Raw genomic sequence first — 16,474 nt, 5'->3', positions numbered from 1 at the left:
GCCGGAGCCGGGGCGCCGGCCATCTGATGATGGCGGGTGACGGTGACCGTCAGACGTCACCCGTCAGATGTCATCCGTCGGTCGTCACCGGTCAGCCGGCAGCCGGCAGCCGCCACATGGCACAGGAGCGTGTCACACGGCAGCCGGCCGGCCGTCGGATGTCAGCCGCCGAAGCCGGCCACGTTCTCCTTGGTGACCACCTTCACCGGCACCTTGACCGTCGCACTCACCTTCTCGCCCGCGGCGGCCCGCAGGGCGTTGTCCACGGCGATCCGGCCGAGTTCCCTCGGCTGCTGGGCCACCGATGCGTACAGCGTCCCGTCCTCGACCGCCTTCAGCCCGTCCGGCGTGCCGTCGAAGCCGACGACCTGGACCGACGTACCGGCCTTCGAGCCCAGTGCCTTGGTCGCGCCGAGCGCCATCTCGTCGTTCTCCGCGAAGACGCCGTCGATGTCGGGGTGCGCCTGGAGGAGGTTGGTCATCACGTCGAGGCCCTTGGTGCGGTCGAAGTCGGCGGGCTGCTTGGCGACCACCTTGACACCCGGGTAGGCCTTCAGTCCCTCGGTGAAGCCGGCGCCGCGCTCGCGGCTGGCGGAGGTGCCTGCCTGGCCCTGCAGGATGACGATCGTGCCCTTGCCGCCGAGCTTCTCGGCGAGTGCCCGGGCGCCCAGCCTGCCGCCCTCGACGTTGTCGGAGGAGACAAGCGCCGCGGTCTTCGCGTCGTTGACGCCCCGGTCGACGCCGACGACGGGTATGCCGGCCCGGTTGGCGGCCTGGACCGCCGGGCCCACCGCGTCCGAGTCCACCGGGTTGACGACGATCGACGCCAGTCCCCCGCTGGTGAAGTTCTGCAGCTGGTTGGCCTGCTGCGAGGCGTCGTTCTGCGCGTCGGTGACGGTGAGGTCGACGCCGAGCTTCTTCGCCTCGGCCTCCGCGCCCGCCCTGATCTGCACGAAGAAGGGGTTGTTGAGCGTGGACAGCGACAGCCCGATCCGCTGCTGTGCGGCCGTCTGCGCGCCGCCGTGCAGCAGCGAGGTGGCCCCCACGACCGCGACGGCGACCACGGCGGCGAGGAGGTAGGTGGCCGCCTGCCTGCCCCTGCCGGGGCCGCCGCCGGCGCCTGCGGCGACGGGAGCCGCCCCCGCCTTGCGGCGCACGGTGTCCAGCAGCACGGCCAGCGCGATCACCACGCCGATGACCACCTGCTGCCAGAAGGCGGACACCGAGAGGAGGTTGAGGCCGTTGCGCAGCACCGCGAGTATCAGCGCACCGATCAGTGTCCCGGACGCCTTGCCGGTACCGCCCGCGAGCGAGGCACCGCCGATGACGACGGCCGCGATGGCGTCGAGTTCGTAGCCCTGGGCGGCCTGCGGTTGCGCGGAGGACAGCCGGGAGGCGAGCACGATGCCCGCGGCGGCGGCGAACAGCCCGGACAGGGCGTAGACGGCGAGCTTCTGCCTGCTGACCCGCAGCCCCGAGAGCCGGGCCGCCTCCTCGTTGCCGCCGATCGCGTACATGGACCGCCCGAGGTAGGTGCGCCGCAGCACGAACGCCGTGATCAGCCCCATGGCGACCATCACCAGCACGGGAACCGGCAGCCAGCCGCCGATGGTGTCGCCGAGGCGTGAGACCGACTCCGGGAAGGCGATGGGCGAGCCCTGGGAGATGACGAGGGAGAGCCCGCGCGCCACGGACAGCATGGCGAGGGTCGCGATGAACGGCGGGAGTTTGCCGTACGAGATGAGGAAGCCGTTGACCAGGCCGCAGACCGTGCCGGTGGCCACGGCCAGGAGCACCGCCAGAACGACCGGTACACCCTCGCTGGTGGCGCTCCAGGCGAGGACGGTCGCGGACAGGGCGGCGACCGAGCCGACCGACAGGTCGATGCCCGCCGAGACGATGACGAAGGTGACGCCGAACGCGAGGATCGCGGTGACAGCCGCCTGGACGCCGATGTTGAGCAGGTTGTCCGCCGTCAGGAAGTCGCCGGACAGTGCCGACAGCGCGACGACGAGGACGATGAGCGCGGTGAGCGCCCCGTTGTCGAGCAGCAGCCGGCGCAGCCCGCCGGGGCCGGAGGCGCCGCCCGTGCCCGCGGGGCTCTTGAGGGTGTCAGTGGCCACGGGGGGCCTCCGTTTCCGTAGTGGGGTTGCTGACGGCGAGCGCCATCACGGCGTCCTGGGTGGCCTCGCCTGCGGGGAGTTCGCCGGCGATCCGCCCGTGCGCCATCACCAGCACCCGGTCGCTCATGCCGAGCACTTCGGGCAGGTCGCTGGAGATCATCAGGACGGCGGCGCCGGCGGCGGTCAGCTCGTTGACGAGCTGGTAGATCTCGACCTTGGCACCGACGTCGATGCCGCGCGTCGGCTCGTCGAGGATCAGCACCCTGGTGTCGGCGAGCAGCCATTTACCGATGACGATTTTCTGCTGGTTGCCGCCGGACAGGGTGCGCGCCTGCTGGCCGGGGCCGGCCATCCGTATCCCGAGCCGGTTCGCGATCCGCGCGGCGGCCTCGCGCTGCCCGCGGAGGTCGACGAGCCCGGCGCGGGTGGCCTGCCGCAGGGTGACGAGCCCGAGGTTCTCCTCCACGGAGGCGTCGAGGACCAGGCCCTGGCCCTTTCTGTCCTCGGGTACCAGGCCGATCCCGGCGGCCATGGCGGCGCCGACGTCATGGCGCCTGACCGCCGCTCCGCCGGCCTTCACGGTGCCCTTGTCGTAGGTGTCGGCCCCGAACACGGCCCGCACGAGCTCCGTGCGGCCGGCCCCGACGAGTCCGGCGATGCCCACGACCTCGCCGGCTCGCACCTCGAAGCTCACGTCGTGGAAGACGCCGTCCCGGGTGAGGCCCTCGACGGTCAGCAGCGGGTCTCCCGCTTCGGCCGGCTGCCGCGGGTACTGCTGCTCGATCGGCCGCCCCACCATGAGGCGGACGAGTTCGTCCTGGCCGGTGGAGGCGGGGACCTGCCCGACGGACTTGCCGTCGCGGATGACCGTCACACGGTCCCCGAGGGCGGCGATCTCCTCCAGGTGGTGCGTGATGAACACGACTCCGACCCCGTCGGCCCGCAGCTGCCGCACGATGGCGAACAGCTTGTCGGTTTCCTCGGTGGTCAGTACGGCGGTCGGCTCGTCCATGATGAGGACGCGTGCGTCGAGGCTGAGCGCCTTGGCGATCTCGACCATCTGCCGCCGGGCGATGCCGAGTTCTCGTACCAGGGCGCGTGGGGACACGTGCACGCCCACGCGGGCGAGCAGTTGCTCGGCGTCGGCCTCCATCCGCTTGCGGTCGACCATGCCGTACCGCCGCGGCTGGCGTCCGAGGAAGATGTTCTCCGCCACGGACAGATCCGGTACGAGGACGAACTCCTGGTAGATCGTGGCGATCTGGAGCCGTTCGGCGTCCTGCGCCCCCTTGATGCGCACTTCCTCATTCCCGACCAGGATCCGTCCGGCGTCGGGCGTGTCGGCACCCGAGAGCATCTTGATGAGCGTGCTCTTGCCGGCCCCGTTCTCGCCGAGCAGCACATGCACCTCGCCCCGGCGCAGATCGAAGTCCACCCCGTCGAGCGCGATCACGCCGGGAAAGGCCTTGTGGATGCCTTCGATACGCAGCAACTCGTCCGGGTCGCTCACGGCATTCTCCTTCGTACGGGGGGCGGGGGCGGTACGGCCGAGGGGGGCGCGCCGCACGATCGGCGGACGACGAGGCGGGCGGGCAGGGTGAGTGACGCCCCCGGCCGGCCCTCGATCCGGGCGGTCAGCGCGCGCACGGCGGCGCGGCCCAGCTCGCCGGTGGGCTGGGCGATGGCGGTGACCGGGGGGTCGGTGTGGACGAACCAGCGGACGTCGTCGAAGGCGGCGAGCGCGATGTCACCGGGGACGCGCATGCCCCGGGCGCGGATGGCGTCCAGGGCTCCGAGGGCCATCAGGTTGTCGGCCGCGAAGACGACCTGGGGGGGCTCGGGCAGGTCGAGGAAGCCCTCGGTGACCCGGCGGCCGCTCTCCGCCTGGAAGTCGCCCCGGCCCACGTAGGCGTCGGGGAGGCCGAGGCCGTATGCGCGGAGCGCCTCTCTGAAGGCCTCCACGCGTTCCAGCCCCGTCGTGGTCGCGGCAGGTCCTGCGATGATCGCCAGGCGCCGGTGCCCGAGGCCGTGCAGGTGCTCGACGAGGTCCCGTACGGCAGCCCGCCCGTCCGCGCGGACCACGGGCACGTCCACACCGGGGATCCACCGGTCCACGAACACCATCGGCGTCCCCGCGTGTGCGGCCTCGAGCATCAGCGGCGAGCCCCCGTCGGTGGGGGAGACGAGAAGGCCGTCGATACGGCGGTCGAGCAGGTTCCGTACGTGGTGGTCCTGGAGGTCGGGCCGTTCGTCGGCGTTGCCGATGATGACGCTGTAGCCGAGCGCGCGGGCCTCCTCCTCGACGGAGCGGGCCAGTTCGGTGAAGTAGGGGTTCAGCACATCGCTGATGACCAGGCCGAGGGTGTGGGTCTGGTCGGTGCGCAGGGAGCGCGCGACGGCGTTCGGGCGGTAGCCCAGCGCCGCGACGGCGGCCTGTACGCGCGTGCGGGCGTGGGCGCTGACCGACGGGTGGTCGTTCAGGACGCGCGAGACCGTGGCAGCGGAGACACCGGCCTCGGCGGCGACGTCCTTGATACTCGCCATCGCTGCTCCACCTCCTTGGGGATCGCCTCGTGGAATCGATTGCACTCAGGGGCGCAGAAAGATTGGAATCGATTCCACGAGGGGCCCGCAAGGGGTGGAGCGGCGGGTGAGACGGGATCGTGACCTTGGCGCCGATCTGCGCCGGGGCCGTCTCCCTTCAGGGGCGGCCGGGGCGGCAGGGGCGCTCGGGGCGCCGCCCGCCCTTCTGCCGGCGTGGTCCCGTGGTCATGAGACCACCCGGGCCGAGCGCTGCCCGTGCCGTCGAGGTCCCGGGGGGCGGGGATCCGGCGGGCGACGCGGGTGCGGCTGCGGCTGCGGCTGCGACGATGCGGGTGCGGCTGCGACGATGCGGGTGCGCCGGCGGCGCCGTGCGCACGCCGTGCGGCCGGACCGCTGGCTGACGGTCCGGCCGCACGGCGACGGGCGAGTCCGCGTCGCGTCACAGCTTCTTGATGAGCCTGTCGCCACTGGACCCGTCGGCGACATCCCCGGTCCCGGCCTTCAGCTCTGCCCCGGAGGCCACCGCGACGCCCCCGGAAGCGGCCTTCAGGTCAGGCAGCGAGGCCACGGCGACACTGCCGGAGGCGGCCCTGAGCTCGGGCAGCGAGGCGACGGCGACATCGCTGGCAGCGGCCTTCTTCCGCTCGGGCAGCGAGGCGACGGCGACATCCCCGGCAACCGGCGTGTCGATTGCGGAGGCTACCTTCGCGTCCGACGCCACCGCCTTGTCCGCTGCGGGCGCTGCCGCCCGCTCGGCGGGTATGGTCGCCGCGGGGGCGGGCACAGCCGCCACGTGGGCGGGTATGGTCGCCGCGGGGGCGGGTGCTGCCGCCTTCGGGTCAGCCGTGGCGACGGCGACGCCCCCCAGGGTGAGTGCTCCCGCTGCGGCGGTGGACAGCGCGGTCTTGGCGATGGCATGCATGACGGGTCCCTTCTCGTGGAGCGGTGGGCCCTCCGGCTTCTCGTCCTGACCGGTGGGTCCGGCCTGCGCCCTCCACGCTAGGAAAGGCGGCCCGCCGCCGTGGTCCACCGAACGGCTCCCGTGGTGGTGGAGCCGCGGGCTCCGTCCGGGGGACGGATGCCCCTCCCCCGGTGGACATGCCTCTCGGATCGCGGGGGAGGTCCGAGCGGGGGTCAGGGCCGGATCTCGTCGCAGCCGATGTACAGGTGGCGGGGGCCGCGCAGGACCGCGTTCCTGCGGTAGGGCGGGGGGTCCTCCAGCAGCCGGGGATTGCGCAGTCTGCGCGCCAGATGGCTCAGGGCGAGTTCTGTCTCCTGCCGGGCCAGTGGCGCGCCGAAGCAGATGTGGATGCCGCTGCCGAACCCCAGGTGCTCGATGTCCTCGCGGTCGGGGTCGAACCGGTCGGGGTCGGCGAAGCGCAGCGGGTCCCGGTTGCCTGAGCCGGGCACCAGCCAGAGGGCCGCTCCGCCGGGGATGGTGACACCGCCGATGTCGATGTCGGCGACGGCGGTCCGGTTGGGGATGAGCTGCACCGGCGGCTCGAAGCGGAGCAGTTCCTCCACGATGCGCGGGGCGATCCGGGGGTCGTCGCGCAGCCGCTCGAGGACCTCGGGATTGCGCAGCAGGGTGAGCATCCCGTTGGTGATCAGGTTGACGGTGGTCTCGTGGCCGGCGATCAGCAGCAGGGCCGAGGTGGTGATGGCCTCGATCGTCGACAGCTCGCCGTGCTCCGGGGACCCGGCCGCCAGCTCGGAGAGCATGTCGTCGCCCGGGTGGGCGCGGCGCTTCTCGAGGAGCTCGGCGAGGTAGCCGCCGAGCTGCAGCTGGGCGTCGCGGGTGCGCTGGTTGCGTTCGGTGGGGTCCTCCCCCGGCATGGGGTCCAGGCTGGCTGCGAGGGTGTCCGCCCAGGTGTGGAAACGCGGTTCGTCCTCGCGGGGGACGCCCAGCAGGCGGCAGATCGCGGTCACGGGGAAGGGGTAGGAGAACTGCTCGACGAGGTCGATGCGGCCGGTGTCCCCGATGCCGTCGATGAGGCCGGAGACGACCGCTTCGAGTTCGTCGCGCATCCCCAGGACGCGCTGGGGCGAGTGCGGCGGGCCGAACGAGCGGTTGGTGACCGTGCGCAGCCTGTCGTGCTCCGGGGGGTCCAGACGGAGGAAGGGCGGCGGCAGGGCCGAGGCCTCGTCCGCGTCCTGGGTCAGGCCGTAGATGTCCTGCACGGTGCGCTTGCGCCGGTCGGAGCTGACCCGGGGGTCGTGGAGGAGGCTGAGGATCTCCCAGTAGGTGCTGACGACGTAGGTCCCGTGGCCGTCGTGGAGCACCGGCGTCTCGCGGAGTTCGGCGTACAGGGGGTAGGGGTCCGCGCGGTTGTCGTAGTCGAGGATCTGCCGGATCAGGGGTTGGGTCATGGCGTTTCCTTGGTGGGGTCCCTTGTGGCCGGTGCCGGGTGCCGGGTCCTTCGGTCCACCGTACGGAGGGGCTGGTAAGGGGGTCGTAACGGTGTGCGGCATCGGGGTGTGCGCGGGTACCGGCCCGGTGGCTCCGCGGTGGGGCGATCCGCGAGGCGCTCCCGGCGGCCCTGCCGGCTGCGGCCCCGGCGGCTGGCGGCGCCGCCAGCCCCAGGGCGCGATTGCGGCCGCCCGGCCCGTTCCCCTGCCGGGCGGGGTTCGGCGAGGGACGCGCTAACGGCCGTCCCCCGACTCCCTCACCAGCATGGCGCCCCCTGGACGACTGTGCGAACCGGGGTGCGGCGGAGTCCGGTCCGCGGGGTGGGAGCGGGCCGCGCCCGCTCCCACCCCTCCCGGCCGTGTGCGGTGCCGGGCACCACTCCGCGCGGACTTCAGGCGAAGCGCTGCTGCGCCGAGCCGTCGCAGGGGCTCAGGGTCGGCCTGCCCCGGGCGGAGGTGAGCGTCAGGCACAGGTGCGGTGCCGACACGGGGCTGAGGGTCTCGTCTTCAAGGACGAACCGCTGGTTGGCACCGCCGTGGCAGTTCCACAGGTATGGGGACACTCCGGCCGTGTAGTCGCTGCGGGGCACGTCCAGGCAGCGGTCGTGGGTGAGTGCGCTGTGCAGCGAGCCGCGCTCCCGGTCGTACCACCATTCCTGGTTGCGGCCACCGTGGCAGTCCCCGCCGGCGAGTTCCGAGCCGTTCGCGGTCTTCGACCCGCTCACGTCGAGGCAGGTGCCGGTCGCGCGGTTGCGCAGCGGTGTGAACATGTCGTCCCATGCGCCGTTGTGGAGCACGGGACGCGAGGTGCTCGCGGGGTCGGCGCAGCTCGCCTCGCGCCAGTCGACGGCGTAGAGCTGGGTCAGGCAGGACGCGAAGGCGGCGTGCCCGCTCTTGTTCGGGTGGAAGGACTGGCGCAGGGAGTTGGAGTCGGGGGGGAAGGGGTTGAAGAGGTCGATGTAGAGCCCTCTCGCCCACGCGTCGTCCATGCACACCTCGTGTCCGTGGAAGAGGCGGGAGTTGTCGAGGTAGACAGCGCCGGTGGTGCGCGCCGCTTCGCGTATTCCCCGCTCGAAGGCGGGGACGGCCGCGTTGCGGCCCCAGGCGGCGTCGGAGTCGTAGCCGGTGCAGCCGCCCAGCAGCTTGCCCCTGAACCGCGGGTTGTCGTATACGTCCGGGCCGATGGGGCTCGGGTAGCCCATGACGACGAGCTTGTAGTCGGAGTCGGCGTACCCGGCCTCGCGCATCACGGTGCGCAGGTCGTGTGCGGCTTGCTCGACCTTGGGCCGCAGTCCGTCGATCCGTGCCTGCCAGCCGGGGGCGTAGCCGGGCTCGCAGGCGCCCTTGAACAGGAACCAGCGTGTGACGCAGTCGGTGATGACGGACCCGAAGCGCAGGTCGTCGTTGGCTCCGGCGACCAGCAGCACCATTTTGACGTTGGTGTTGCGTGCCTTGATGGCGAGATGGTCGCTCTGCACGAGTTCGTCGGCGTGCTGCTTGGTGCCGCCGATCACGATGTGGCCGGTGCGGGCTCCGGAGCAGGCGAGGTTGTACGTGGTGTCGGTGCCGATGCCGGTGCGGTGGATCGCCGCGTCGGGTGAGCGGTGGCACCAGTTGTCGGGCCCGTTGGTGCCGGGCTCGTAGGTGCCGATGCCCTCCCCGGAGATCTCGCTGTCGCCGAGCGAGACGAGGGACGTCTTGCGCTCGGCGAAGGGGCGTTCGGCGGGGCTGCCGTAGAGCGCGGTGGCCTGTGCGGCCCGGATGTGCTCCAGCTCGGCGGGCAGGGGCACCGAGGCGGTGGGCTTCGTGTCGGCCGCGGCGGCCGGTGCCGTGGCCTGCAGGCCGCCGAGGGCGGCGGCCGAGGCGACGAGGGCCGCGAGGGTGAGTCTGAGCCTGCGTCTTCTGCGGTGCACGGGAGTCCTCCTGTCCACGGAAGGGGATACCGCCGGTTTCTACTGGCGGGTATGGCGGAGGGGAACGCCGTGAACGAGACAAAGGAGGGCCGGTTCCGGTCGTGCGGGCCCGCCGGAGGCCGCCGGGCTCCCGCCCCCGGTTGTCCGCGCCGCACGGCGGCGGCCTGCCGGCGGACCGCACCGGGCCCGTGTGGAACACGGCGCGGGTCCGGCAGGACAATGGGCTCAGGGCCGTGATCCGACACGGCTCCACAGGCGGACGGGACGGTGCGCGCCGCATGCGTACACACGAGAACCGCGTACGCGTCGTCATAGCCGACGACCACCCCATCTACCGCGAGGGCATCACCCGGGCGCTCGCGGAGAGCGGGCTGATCGACGTCGTGGCCGAGGCCGCGGACGGTGCGGAGACCCTGGAGCAGATCCGCGCCCACCGGCCCGATGTCGCCCTGGTGGACTACCGGCTGCCCGCCCTGGACGGCCTCGCCGTCATCAGCGCGGTGCAACGCGAGGGCCTGCCCGTGCGTGTGATCATCCTCTCCGCCTTCACCGACGACCCCCTGGTGTTCCGGGCCGTCTGCGAGGGCGCCGCCGGCTATCTGGCCAAGGAGGCGACCCGCCGCGAGATCGTCGAAGCCGTGCTGGATGTGTCCCGGGGCGGCACGGCACTGCCACCCGACCTCACGAGCGGCCTGATGGAGCAGGTCCGGCTCAGGACCGGCGCGGGCGAGGACCAGGGGCTTCTCAGCGAACGCGAGCAGCAGGTGCTGCGGGCCTTCGCCGAGGGGAAGAGCGTCCCCCGGATCGCCGAGGAGCTGTTCCTGGCTCCCAGCACGGTCAAGACCCACGCCAAGCGGCTCTACGAGAAGCTCGACGTCGGTGACAGGGCAGCCGCGGTGGCCGAGGCGATGCGCCGCGGCCTGCTGGAGTGACGGCGGGCCGCGACGGCAACGGAGAGTGATCCATGGCGGGAGGCGCACAGGACCGCGGCCGGGAGGCGCGCGCCGGCCCCGCGGCCCGGTCCGTGGCCGACACGCGGGTCCGTGCCGCGGCACGGACCCAGATGCTCGTCCGGCTGCTGATCGTCGTTCTGCTGGTCCTGCAGCTCCTGCTCTTCCCACCGCGCGGGAACGCCGCGGCCTGCGGGATCCTGGTGTCCGGCTACGCCCTGTGGGCGCTGTATCTGGTGTACACGGCTTGGCGGGGTACCGGTGGGCTGCCGCGGACGTGGTACCTGCTGCTGCTCGACCTGGTCGTGCTCGGCACGCTGCTGGCGCTGTCGGGCGGCTTCGCCACTCCCCCGGGCATCAGACCACTCGTCGACGACGCCTTCTTCCTCGTCCCGGTGCTCGCGGTGTTCCAGCCGTCGGCGCGGGTGACGGCGGCCATGACGGCGGCCGCGGGCTCGGCCTACCTGGTGGCCGCGGGCGGGCAGGGCTCCGGCGACGGGTGGGGGCGCGTCGTGCTGCATGTTCTGGGCCTGTTCCTGCTGGGCGCCGTCTGCACCGCCCTGACCTGGGTGCAGCAGGAGCGGGTGAGAACGGTCGGGGCACTGCTGGATCGCAGTCACGATCTGCTGGGCCAGGCCATCGGCGCGGAGGAGCGGGAGCGCGGCAAACTGGCCGAGGCGCTGCACGACGACGCCCTGCAGGACGTGCTGGCGGCGCGCCAGGACCTGGACGAGGCCCGCGGCACCGGCCGCCGGGACTCCCTGGAGCGTGCGGACCGGGCCCTGGAGAGGGCTGCGCGGAGGATGCGGTCGATCGTCGGCGAGCTGCATCCGGCGGCGCTCAGGCGGCTCGGCCTGACCGGGGCGGTGCGTGGCCTGGCCGAGGGCGCCGGGCAGCGCGGCGGTTTCGGCGTCACGGTGGAGTGCTCGCCCGTACCGCCCTTCGCCGATGAGTCCATCGTGTTCGCCGCGGCGCGGGAGCTCCTGGGCAACGTCGTCAAGCACGCGTCCGCGAGCGAGGTGCGGGTCGGCCTGGAGGTTGGGGAGGGGCGTCTGCGCCTCGTGGTGGCCGACGACGGCCGCGGCCTGCCCCCGCGGGCGGAGACCGAGAGCCTGCGCGGCGGGCACATCGGTCTGGCCTCCCTGCGTGTCAGGGTCGAGACGGCGGGCGGAAGCCTCCGGCTGGAACCAGGCGAGCCCAGCGGGACCACGGCCGTGGTGGAGCTGCCGCTCGAGCCGCCCTCCCGGCGGCACGAGCGGTGAGACGGTGCGCGGTGCGGTGCCGCCCCCGCAGCACGGCGCCTCCTGGCGCCCCGGACACCGCGCTTCGCCCTCGCCCGCCGGCGCGGCTCCCGCAGCGGCGCTCAGGCGGCGGTCCGCGACCGGTGGTCCCGAAGGCGGAGGCCGCGGTGGGTGCTCCGCTCCGCGCGAACGGTGCCCCGCAGCGGCGTGGGGTGGCGCCTCACCGGCGCGGCGGTCTCCGCCGGCGAGGCCGGAACGGTCCCTGACGCGCGTGCCCGGGCGGAGCCGGGCTCCGCGTCCCTGGGCGGCCCGCATCCCGCAGGGTCCCCCGAGGCCCTGAGGGGGGCCGCCGGGCAGGCGCTCGCCCGCTCAGGGGGCGCCGGGCCGGGCGCCGGCCCGGCGACGCGCCGAAGCCCGTATGCGCCTGGTCCTCTCGGCGCGGCGGCGCGGCGGCACGGCGGCGCCGGAACGGTGTCCTGCTCCTCTATGGTGCTGGTGCCGCCGGGGACGCGGTCCGGCATCCGCACCGGTACCAGGCACAGCCGGAGGGTGGGCCGGCGGATGGAGGCAGCGCATGGCAGATCCGACCGTACTCCCGGGCGGTGACCACCACGAGCGCCGCTGGCAGGCCCTGGCCGGTATCTGCCTCGCCGCCGCCGTGGTGTGGCTGGCCTTCGCCGACTTCGCCGTGGTCATTCCGACCGTCGCCGCGGAGATCCCCGTCACGCTGACGCAGCTCCAACTGGCCAACAACGCCTTCGGGCTGACGACCGGGGTGCTCGTCCTCGCGGCGGGACGGCTGTGCGACGCCTACGGACGCCGTCGGATGCTGGAGCTCGGGATCCTGGGGATGGGTGTCTCCTCCCTGCTCGTGGTGCTCGTGCCGGGGTATCCGGGTCTGCTGCTGAGCCGTGCGCTGATGGGCTGCGCCGCGGCCTTCGTGCTCCCCGCCACGCTCGCCCTGATTCCCGCGATGTTCTCTCCGCACGAGCAGGCGCGGGCGTTCGGCGCGTGGATGGGGATCACCTGGATCGGCGAGGCCGCGGGCCCCGCGGTGGGCGGGGCGCTCACGCCCCTGTTCGGCTGGCGGTCCGTCTTCTGGGTGGTGCTGCCCCTGGGGCTTGCGGCCCTGTGGCTGGTGCGCAGGAGTGTGCTCGTCGAATCACGTGATCCCGACGCCTCCCGGCACGTGGACGTCCCCGGGCTGCTGACCAGCGGAGCGTCCTTCTTCTGCCTGATCTACGGCTGCATGGTGGGGCAGGAGCGCGGGTTCGTCGATCCGGTGACCCTGGGGCTGCTGGGGGCGGCCGTGCTTCTCGGTACGGCCTTCGTGCTCCTCCAGCAGCGAGTGGCCGAACCTCTGTTTGATTTTGTCCTGTTCTCCTACCCGTCCTTCCGGGGGGCGCTTCTGGCCAACACCGTGATGAGCATCGTGTTCACGGGTGTCGTGTTCCTGCTGGCCGTCTACTTCCAGGACGTGGAGAGGTTCTCCGTGTTCACCACCGGGCTCCTCCTGTTCCCGGTGACCCTGTCCATCCTGGCCTTCATTCCGGTCGGCGGGCGGTTCGAGTCCCGCCGGGGCCCGCGGCTGCCGGTGATGACCGGCCTGGTGCTCCTGGGGGCGGGCGCGCTGATCATGGGTGCGCTCGGGCACGGCGCCGGGTTTCCCCTGGTCGTCATGGGACAGGTGGTGGCGGGTGCCGGGCTCGGCTTGATGTCCATCCCGATGTCGCGTGCTCTGGTCGCGGGACCGCCGCTCAGGCTCGCGGGCACCGCGTCGGGAATGTTCAAGGTGTCCAGCATGCTCGGCGGGGCCTTCGGGGTGGCCGTGTTCTCCGCCGCCCAGCGGTACTTCGAGGACGACGTCGCGGTGGACGTCGCCCGGGCGGTCGGGCTGTCAGAGGAAGACGCCCGCACACTCCCGAACGCGCTGACCGAGTCGACTCTGACCGATCGGCTGCTGTCGGGGGTCTCACCCGCGACCAAGGAGGTCATCAAGACGGTCCTCCGCGACGCGCAGGAGACCGGCACCGGGCAGGCAATCTGGCTGGCGGGGCTGGTGGCGGTCGCGTCCGCGCTGGCTCTTCCGCTGTTCTGGCGCCCGTACCGGGCACGGGGGACGGAGTGACCGACGGTCGGCCCCCGGTGCCGGTACCCCGCCGACGCCGCACCACGCCGGAGTGCGCCGCACCGCAGTTCGCCGGGCCCTGCCCCCCCCCGGCGGGCCGGAGTGCGCGCCGGACGGGCGTCCCACCTGTCCCGCCCGCGCCTGGGGCCCGTCGCCGGTCACCGCCCCGCTGCCGCGGCCCGCGCACGGGTGTGCCGGGCCGATGCCGGCGGCTCGGCACACCCGTGCGGGTCACCAGGCCAACGGGGAGACCGCGACGCAACCGCCCGCCGCCACGACACCGGCGTCCTTCGACTCGTTGATGACCTTGCCCTGGTAGGTGATCGAGCAGGTCACCTCTGCCTCGGTGGGGTCCACCGCGGTGGGCATGACAGCCGGTGGCATGATGCCCTTCAGCGTGACCGTCTTCTTCCACGGGAGCGCGGGCTTCTGCACCGTCTCGATCTGCGGCTCCATCGCCGTACCGCCCCCGGCGTGGAAGTCGATCGAGTCGACGCCCTTGCCCGTGACCTCGTAGGTCACCTCATAGGTCTCGGTGACGGCCTTGTCGACCTGGTCGACGGCCTTGTCCGCGGCCTCGGTGCAGGCGGTGAGGCCGAGTGCGAGGCCGGCGGCGGCGAGTGCGGCGACGGTGGTACGGATGGTGCGGAGCATACGGATCCCCCCTGGATCATGGGTTGCAACCGGCAGGGAATCCCAGAGGTGGGGCAAAGTCAAATCGCTGCCCGCAGCGGGCGGTACACGAGGAGTCCACCGAAGCCCCGCGCCCCCGGCGCACAGACCGGACTGCCCCTGCCGGGCGGCACCACCGCACCCTGCCGTGGCGCACAACCGCCGTGGCACCGCAGGCTTCGCCCCCGCGGACGGGGCACGGCCGAGCGGCCGGGCAGGGGACGGCGGCATGGCGTCCTCCTCCGGACTCCCGGTCCGACCGCGGTCCCGCGGATGCGCCCGAACGACCCGACGGCGGTACGTGTCGCACCCGCACCCAGCCTCTGCACCCGCACCCTCACCCGCACACACCCGCGGACGCGGACGACCATGCCGGGCTGCGACGGTGGACCGGCGGGGCGCGGTACCGCCCGGTGCCGGGCGGCGCCCAGATCCTGGTCCGCAAGGACGGGTACGGGGATGCCGCCGCACGGGCTGCGGCCCTCGGGGAGAGCGCGGCCCGCGGACGCCCCTTCCGTCAGTGGCTGCCGCTGAGTTCGCCGCTGAGCTTCCCGTGGATCCGGGCACTGGGCTGGTTGAGGCCGACGATCTCGATGCTCTTGCCGCGCTGGGCGTACTTCGTCTCGATCGCGTCGAGAGCGGCGACCGAGGAGGCGTCCCAGATGTGGGCTCCGCTCAGGTCGATGACGACCCGGTCCGGATCGGCGGCGTAGTCGAACTGGCCGACGAGGTCGTTGGACGAGGCGAAGAACAGCTCACCGGTGACGGAGTACACGACGCTGCTGCCGTCGGGGTCGGTGACCGAGGTGACGTTGGCCAGGTGGGCGACGCGCTTGGCGAAGACGACCATCGCGGTGAGGGTACCGGCGACGACACCGACGGCGAGGTTGTGGGTGGCGACCACGCAGACGACGGTGACCGCCATCACGGTGATCTCCCCGGCGGGCATCCGCCTGAGGGTTCCCGGGGCGATGGAGTGCCAGTCGAAGGTGGCGAAGGACACCATCACCATCACGGCGACGAGCGCGGCCATGGGGATGTCGGAGACGACGGGGCCGAAGACGATGCACAGCACCATGAGGAAGACGCCGGCCAGGAAGGTCGACAGGCGGGTGCGGGCACGGGACACCCGTACGTTGATCATGGTCTGGCCGATCATGGCGCAGCCTCCCATCCCGCCGAAGAGGCCGGTGACGATGTTGGCGACGCCCTGGCCTATGGACTCACGGGTCTTGGAGGAATGGGTGTCGGTGATGTCGTCCACCAGCTTGGCCGTCATCAGGGACTCCATCAGCCCGACCAGCGCCATGGCGAACGCGTACGGCGCGATGGTGGTCAGCGTGTCCAGGGTGAACGGGACCTCGGGCAGGCCGGGGACGGGCAGGGAGGAGGGCAGGTCGCCCTTGTCGCCGACGGTCGGCACGGCGATCCCGGCCGCGATCGTGATGACGGTGAGGACCGCGATCGAGACCAGCGGCGCCGGTATCACCCTGGTGACCTTCGGGAAGAAGACCATGAGCGCCAGCCCGCCCACGACCAGCGGGTAGACGGCCCAGGGCACCCCCGCGAGCTCGGGGACCTGGGCCATGAAGATCAGGATGGCCAGGGCGTTGACGAAGCCGACCATGACCGAGCGGGGTACGAACCGCATCAGCCTCGCGACGCCGAGCGCGCCGAGGACGACCTGGAAGACGCCGGCCAGGATGACGGCGGCGACCAGGTAGCCCAGGCCGTGCTCGCGGTTGAGCGGGGCGATGACCAGCGCGATCGCGCCGGTTGCAGCGGAGATCATCGCCCGCCTGCCGCCGACGACGGCGATGGTGACGGCCATGGTGAAGGACGCGAACAGCCCGATCGCCGGATCGACGCCCGCGATGATCGAGAAGGAGATCGCCTCGGGGATCAGGGCCAGGGCGACGACCAGGCCGGCCAGGATCTCGGTGCGCCAGACCCGCGGATCGGACAGCCAGTCGGGCTTCAGGCCGCTCAGCCGGGCGGCAGGGGACAGTGCGGAGGAAGACAACGGAGGCAGAACCTGTCGTGCTCGGGCACGCCCGGCATCACCTGGGGCGCGCAGGAGGGCGCGGAAGGCCGGGCGGCCTTCCGCGGCGTCCGCCGGCGGCGGACTCAGGGGCAGGGGGCAGTGGCCACCTGACCCGAGGGTCCGGACGGCGTCCGGGAACCGGGGATCACGGCGGGCAGGCGGCGGCGCTCGGCACCGTGGGCATGCGCACGCGCTTCTCCTGCGGGCTCGGTCTCGACCGGGGGCGTCGTCGGCCCCGGCACGGGAAGTGCGGGAGGATGTCCCCCGCACCACGGCAGGGGGCCGGCCCACGGGCCGACCCCGGCAGGGAAACTCTACCCTAACGTTACGGTAGAGATGGAAGCCGACCTTCGAGAGGGCGGCCGGGACGAGGAAGGCGGGCGGGTGCGAGGTCACGACCCCACCGGAACCGGGGAGGGCCGCGGAGAGGACAGTCCCCTCACGAGCGGC

Annotated in this window: 11 protein-coding genes; 3 read left to right on the top strand and 8 right to left on the bottom strand. The window is 72.7% G+C overall.

The genetic code is table 11. The features are described from left to right. Nucleotides 1-161: 161 nt before the first annotated feature. The 6 genes from SCWH03_RS22140 to SCWH03_RS22115 all read right to left on the bottom strand — a co-directional run bounded on the left by SCWH03_RS22140 (nt 162) and on the right by SCWH03_RS22115 (nt 8,989). A complete protein-coding gene (locus SCWH03_RS22140; protein ID WP_173266046.1) occupies nt 162-2,123 on the bottom strand; it encodes an ABC transporter permease/substrate-binding protein in 1,962 nt (653 codons plus the stop codon). Then, nucleotides 2,113-3,633, bottom strand: coding sequence for a sugar ABC transporter ATP-binding protein (locus SCWH03_RS22135; RefSeq protein ID WP_173266045.1), 1,521 nt, complete (start codon nt 3,631-3,633; stop codon nt 2,113-2,115). The genes SCWH03_RS22140 and SCWH03_RS22135 overlap by 11 nt, the downstream gene beginning before the upstream one ends. After that, the gene (locus SCWH03_RS22130) at nt 3,630-4,667 is read right to left on the bottom strand and encodes a LacI family DNA-binding transcriptional regulator (protein ID WP_173266044.1); all 1,038 of its coding nucleotides are present in this window, start codon (nt 4,665-4,667) and stop codon (nt 3,630-3,632) included. Before SCWH03_RS22130 ends, SCWH03_RS22135 begins: the two co-directional genes overlap by 4 nt. 439 nt (nt 4,668-5,106) lie before the next feature. Next, nucleotides 5,107-5,589 (bottom strand): hypothetical protein, encoded by a 483-nt coding sequence (locus SCWH03_RS22125; protein WP_173266043.1) that lies wholly within the window; start codon nt 5,587-5,589, stop codon nt 5,107-5,109. A 212-nt stretch (nt 5,590-5,801) separates the two neighbouring features. Then, complete coding sequence (locus SCWH03_RS22120; RefSeq protein WP_173266042.1) at nt 5,802-7,037, bottom strand: cytochrome P450; 1,236 nt, start codon at nt 7,035-7,037, stop codon at nt 5,802-5,804. Nucleotides 7,038-7,468: 431 nt separating this feature from the next. Then, nucleotides 7,469-8,989 (bottom strand): ricin-type beta-trefoil lectin domain protein, encoded by a 1,521-nt coding sequence (locus SCWH03_RS22115; protein ID WP_173266041.1) that lies wholly within the window; start codon nt 8,987-8,989, stop codon nt 7,469-7,471. Between the two features lie 278 nt (nt 8,990-9,267). Here SCWH03_RS22115 and SCWH03_RS22110 point away from each other — a divergent pair, with 278 nt between their 5' ends. From SCWH03_RS22110 to SCWH03_RS22100, 3 genes are all read left to right on the top strand, one after another. Continuing rightward, nucleotides 9,268-9,921, top strand: coding sequence for a response regulator transcription factor (locus SCWH03_RS22110; protein ID WP_173266040.1), 654 nt, complete (start codon nt 9,268-9,270; stop codon nt 9,919-9,921). Nucleotides 9,922-9,953: 32 nt separating this feature from the next. Continuing rightward, nucleotides 9,954-11,201, top strand: coding sequence for a sensor histidine kinase (locus tag SCWH03_RS22105; RefSeq protein WP_173266039.1), 1,248 nt, complete (start codon nt 9,954-9,956; stop codon nt 11,199-11,201). Nucleotides 11,202-11,754: 553 nt separating this feature from the next. Then, nucleotides 11,755-13,308 (top strand): MFS transporter, encoded by a 1,554-nt coding sequence (locus tag SCWH03_RS22100; RefSeq protein ID WP_173266038.1) that lies wholly within the window; start codon nt 11,755-11,757, stop codon nt 13,306-13,308. A 231-nt stretch (nt 13,309-13,539) separates the two neighbouring features. Here the strand turns inward: SCWH03_RS22100 and SCWH03_RS22095 are convergent, their stop codons facing one another. Continuing rightward, nucleotides 13,540-13,962: an MmpS family transport accessory protein gene (locus tag SCWH03_RS22095; protein WP_173266037.1), complete on the bottom strand. Its 423-nt coding sequence runs from the start codon at nt 13,960-13,962 to the stop codon at nt 13,540-13,542. Between the two features lie 535 nt (nt 13,963-14,497). Next, on the bottom strand, nt 14,498-16,003 hold the full coding sequence (locus SCWH03_RS22090; protein WP_173266036.1) for a SulP family inorganic anion transporter: 1,506 nt from the start codon (nt 16,001-16,003) through the stop codon (nt 14,498-14,500). Nucleotides 16,004-16,474: the final 471 nt, after the last annotated feature.

Source organism: Streptomyces pacificus (genome assembly GCF_011766325.1).
Taxonomy (GTDB): Bacteria; Actinomycetota; Actinomycetes; order Streptomycetales; family Streptomycetaceae; genus Streptomyces; species Streptomyces pacificus.
Note: the sequence above shows the minus strand (reverse complement) of the source record. Positions and strands in the feature narration are given on the sequence as shown.

What these genes read in the sequence shown, in the direction of transcription:
- SCWH03_RS22095 (WP_173266037.1), bottom strand. Translation starts at nt 13,962, where the DNA reads ATGCTCCGCACCATCCGTACCACCGTCGCCGCACTCGCCGCCGCCGGC.
- SCWH03_RS22100 (WP_173266038.1), top strand. Translation starts at nt 11,755, where the DNA reads ATGGCAGATCCGACCGTACTCCCGGGCGGTGACCACCACGAGCGCCGC.
- SCWH03_RS22130 (WP_173266044.1), bottom strand. Translation starts at nt 4,667, where the DNA reads ATGGCGAGTATCAAGGACGTCGCCGCCGAGGCCGGTGTCTCCGCTGCC.
- SCWH03_RS22105 (WP_173266039.1), top strand. Translation starts at nt 9,954, where the DNA reads ATGGCGGGAGGCGCACAGGACCGCGGCCGGGAGGCGCGCGCCGGCCCC.
- SCWH03_RS22110 (WP_173266040.1), top strand. Translation starts at nt 9,268, where the DNA reads ATGCGTACACACGAGAACCGCGTACGCGTCGTCATAGCCGACGACCAC.
- SCWH03_RS22125 (WP_173266043.1), bottom strand. Translation starts at nt 5,589, where the DNA reads ATGCATGCCATCGCCAAGACCGCGCTGTCCACCGCCGCAGCGGGAGCA.
- SCWH03_RS22120 (WP_173266042.1), bottom strand. Translation starts at nt 7,037, where the DNA reads ATGACCCAACCCCTGATCCGGCAGATCCTCGACTACGACAACCGCGCG.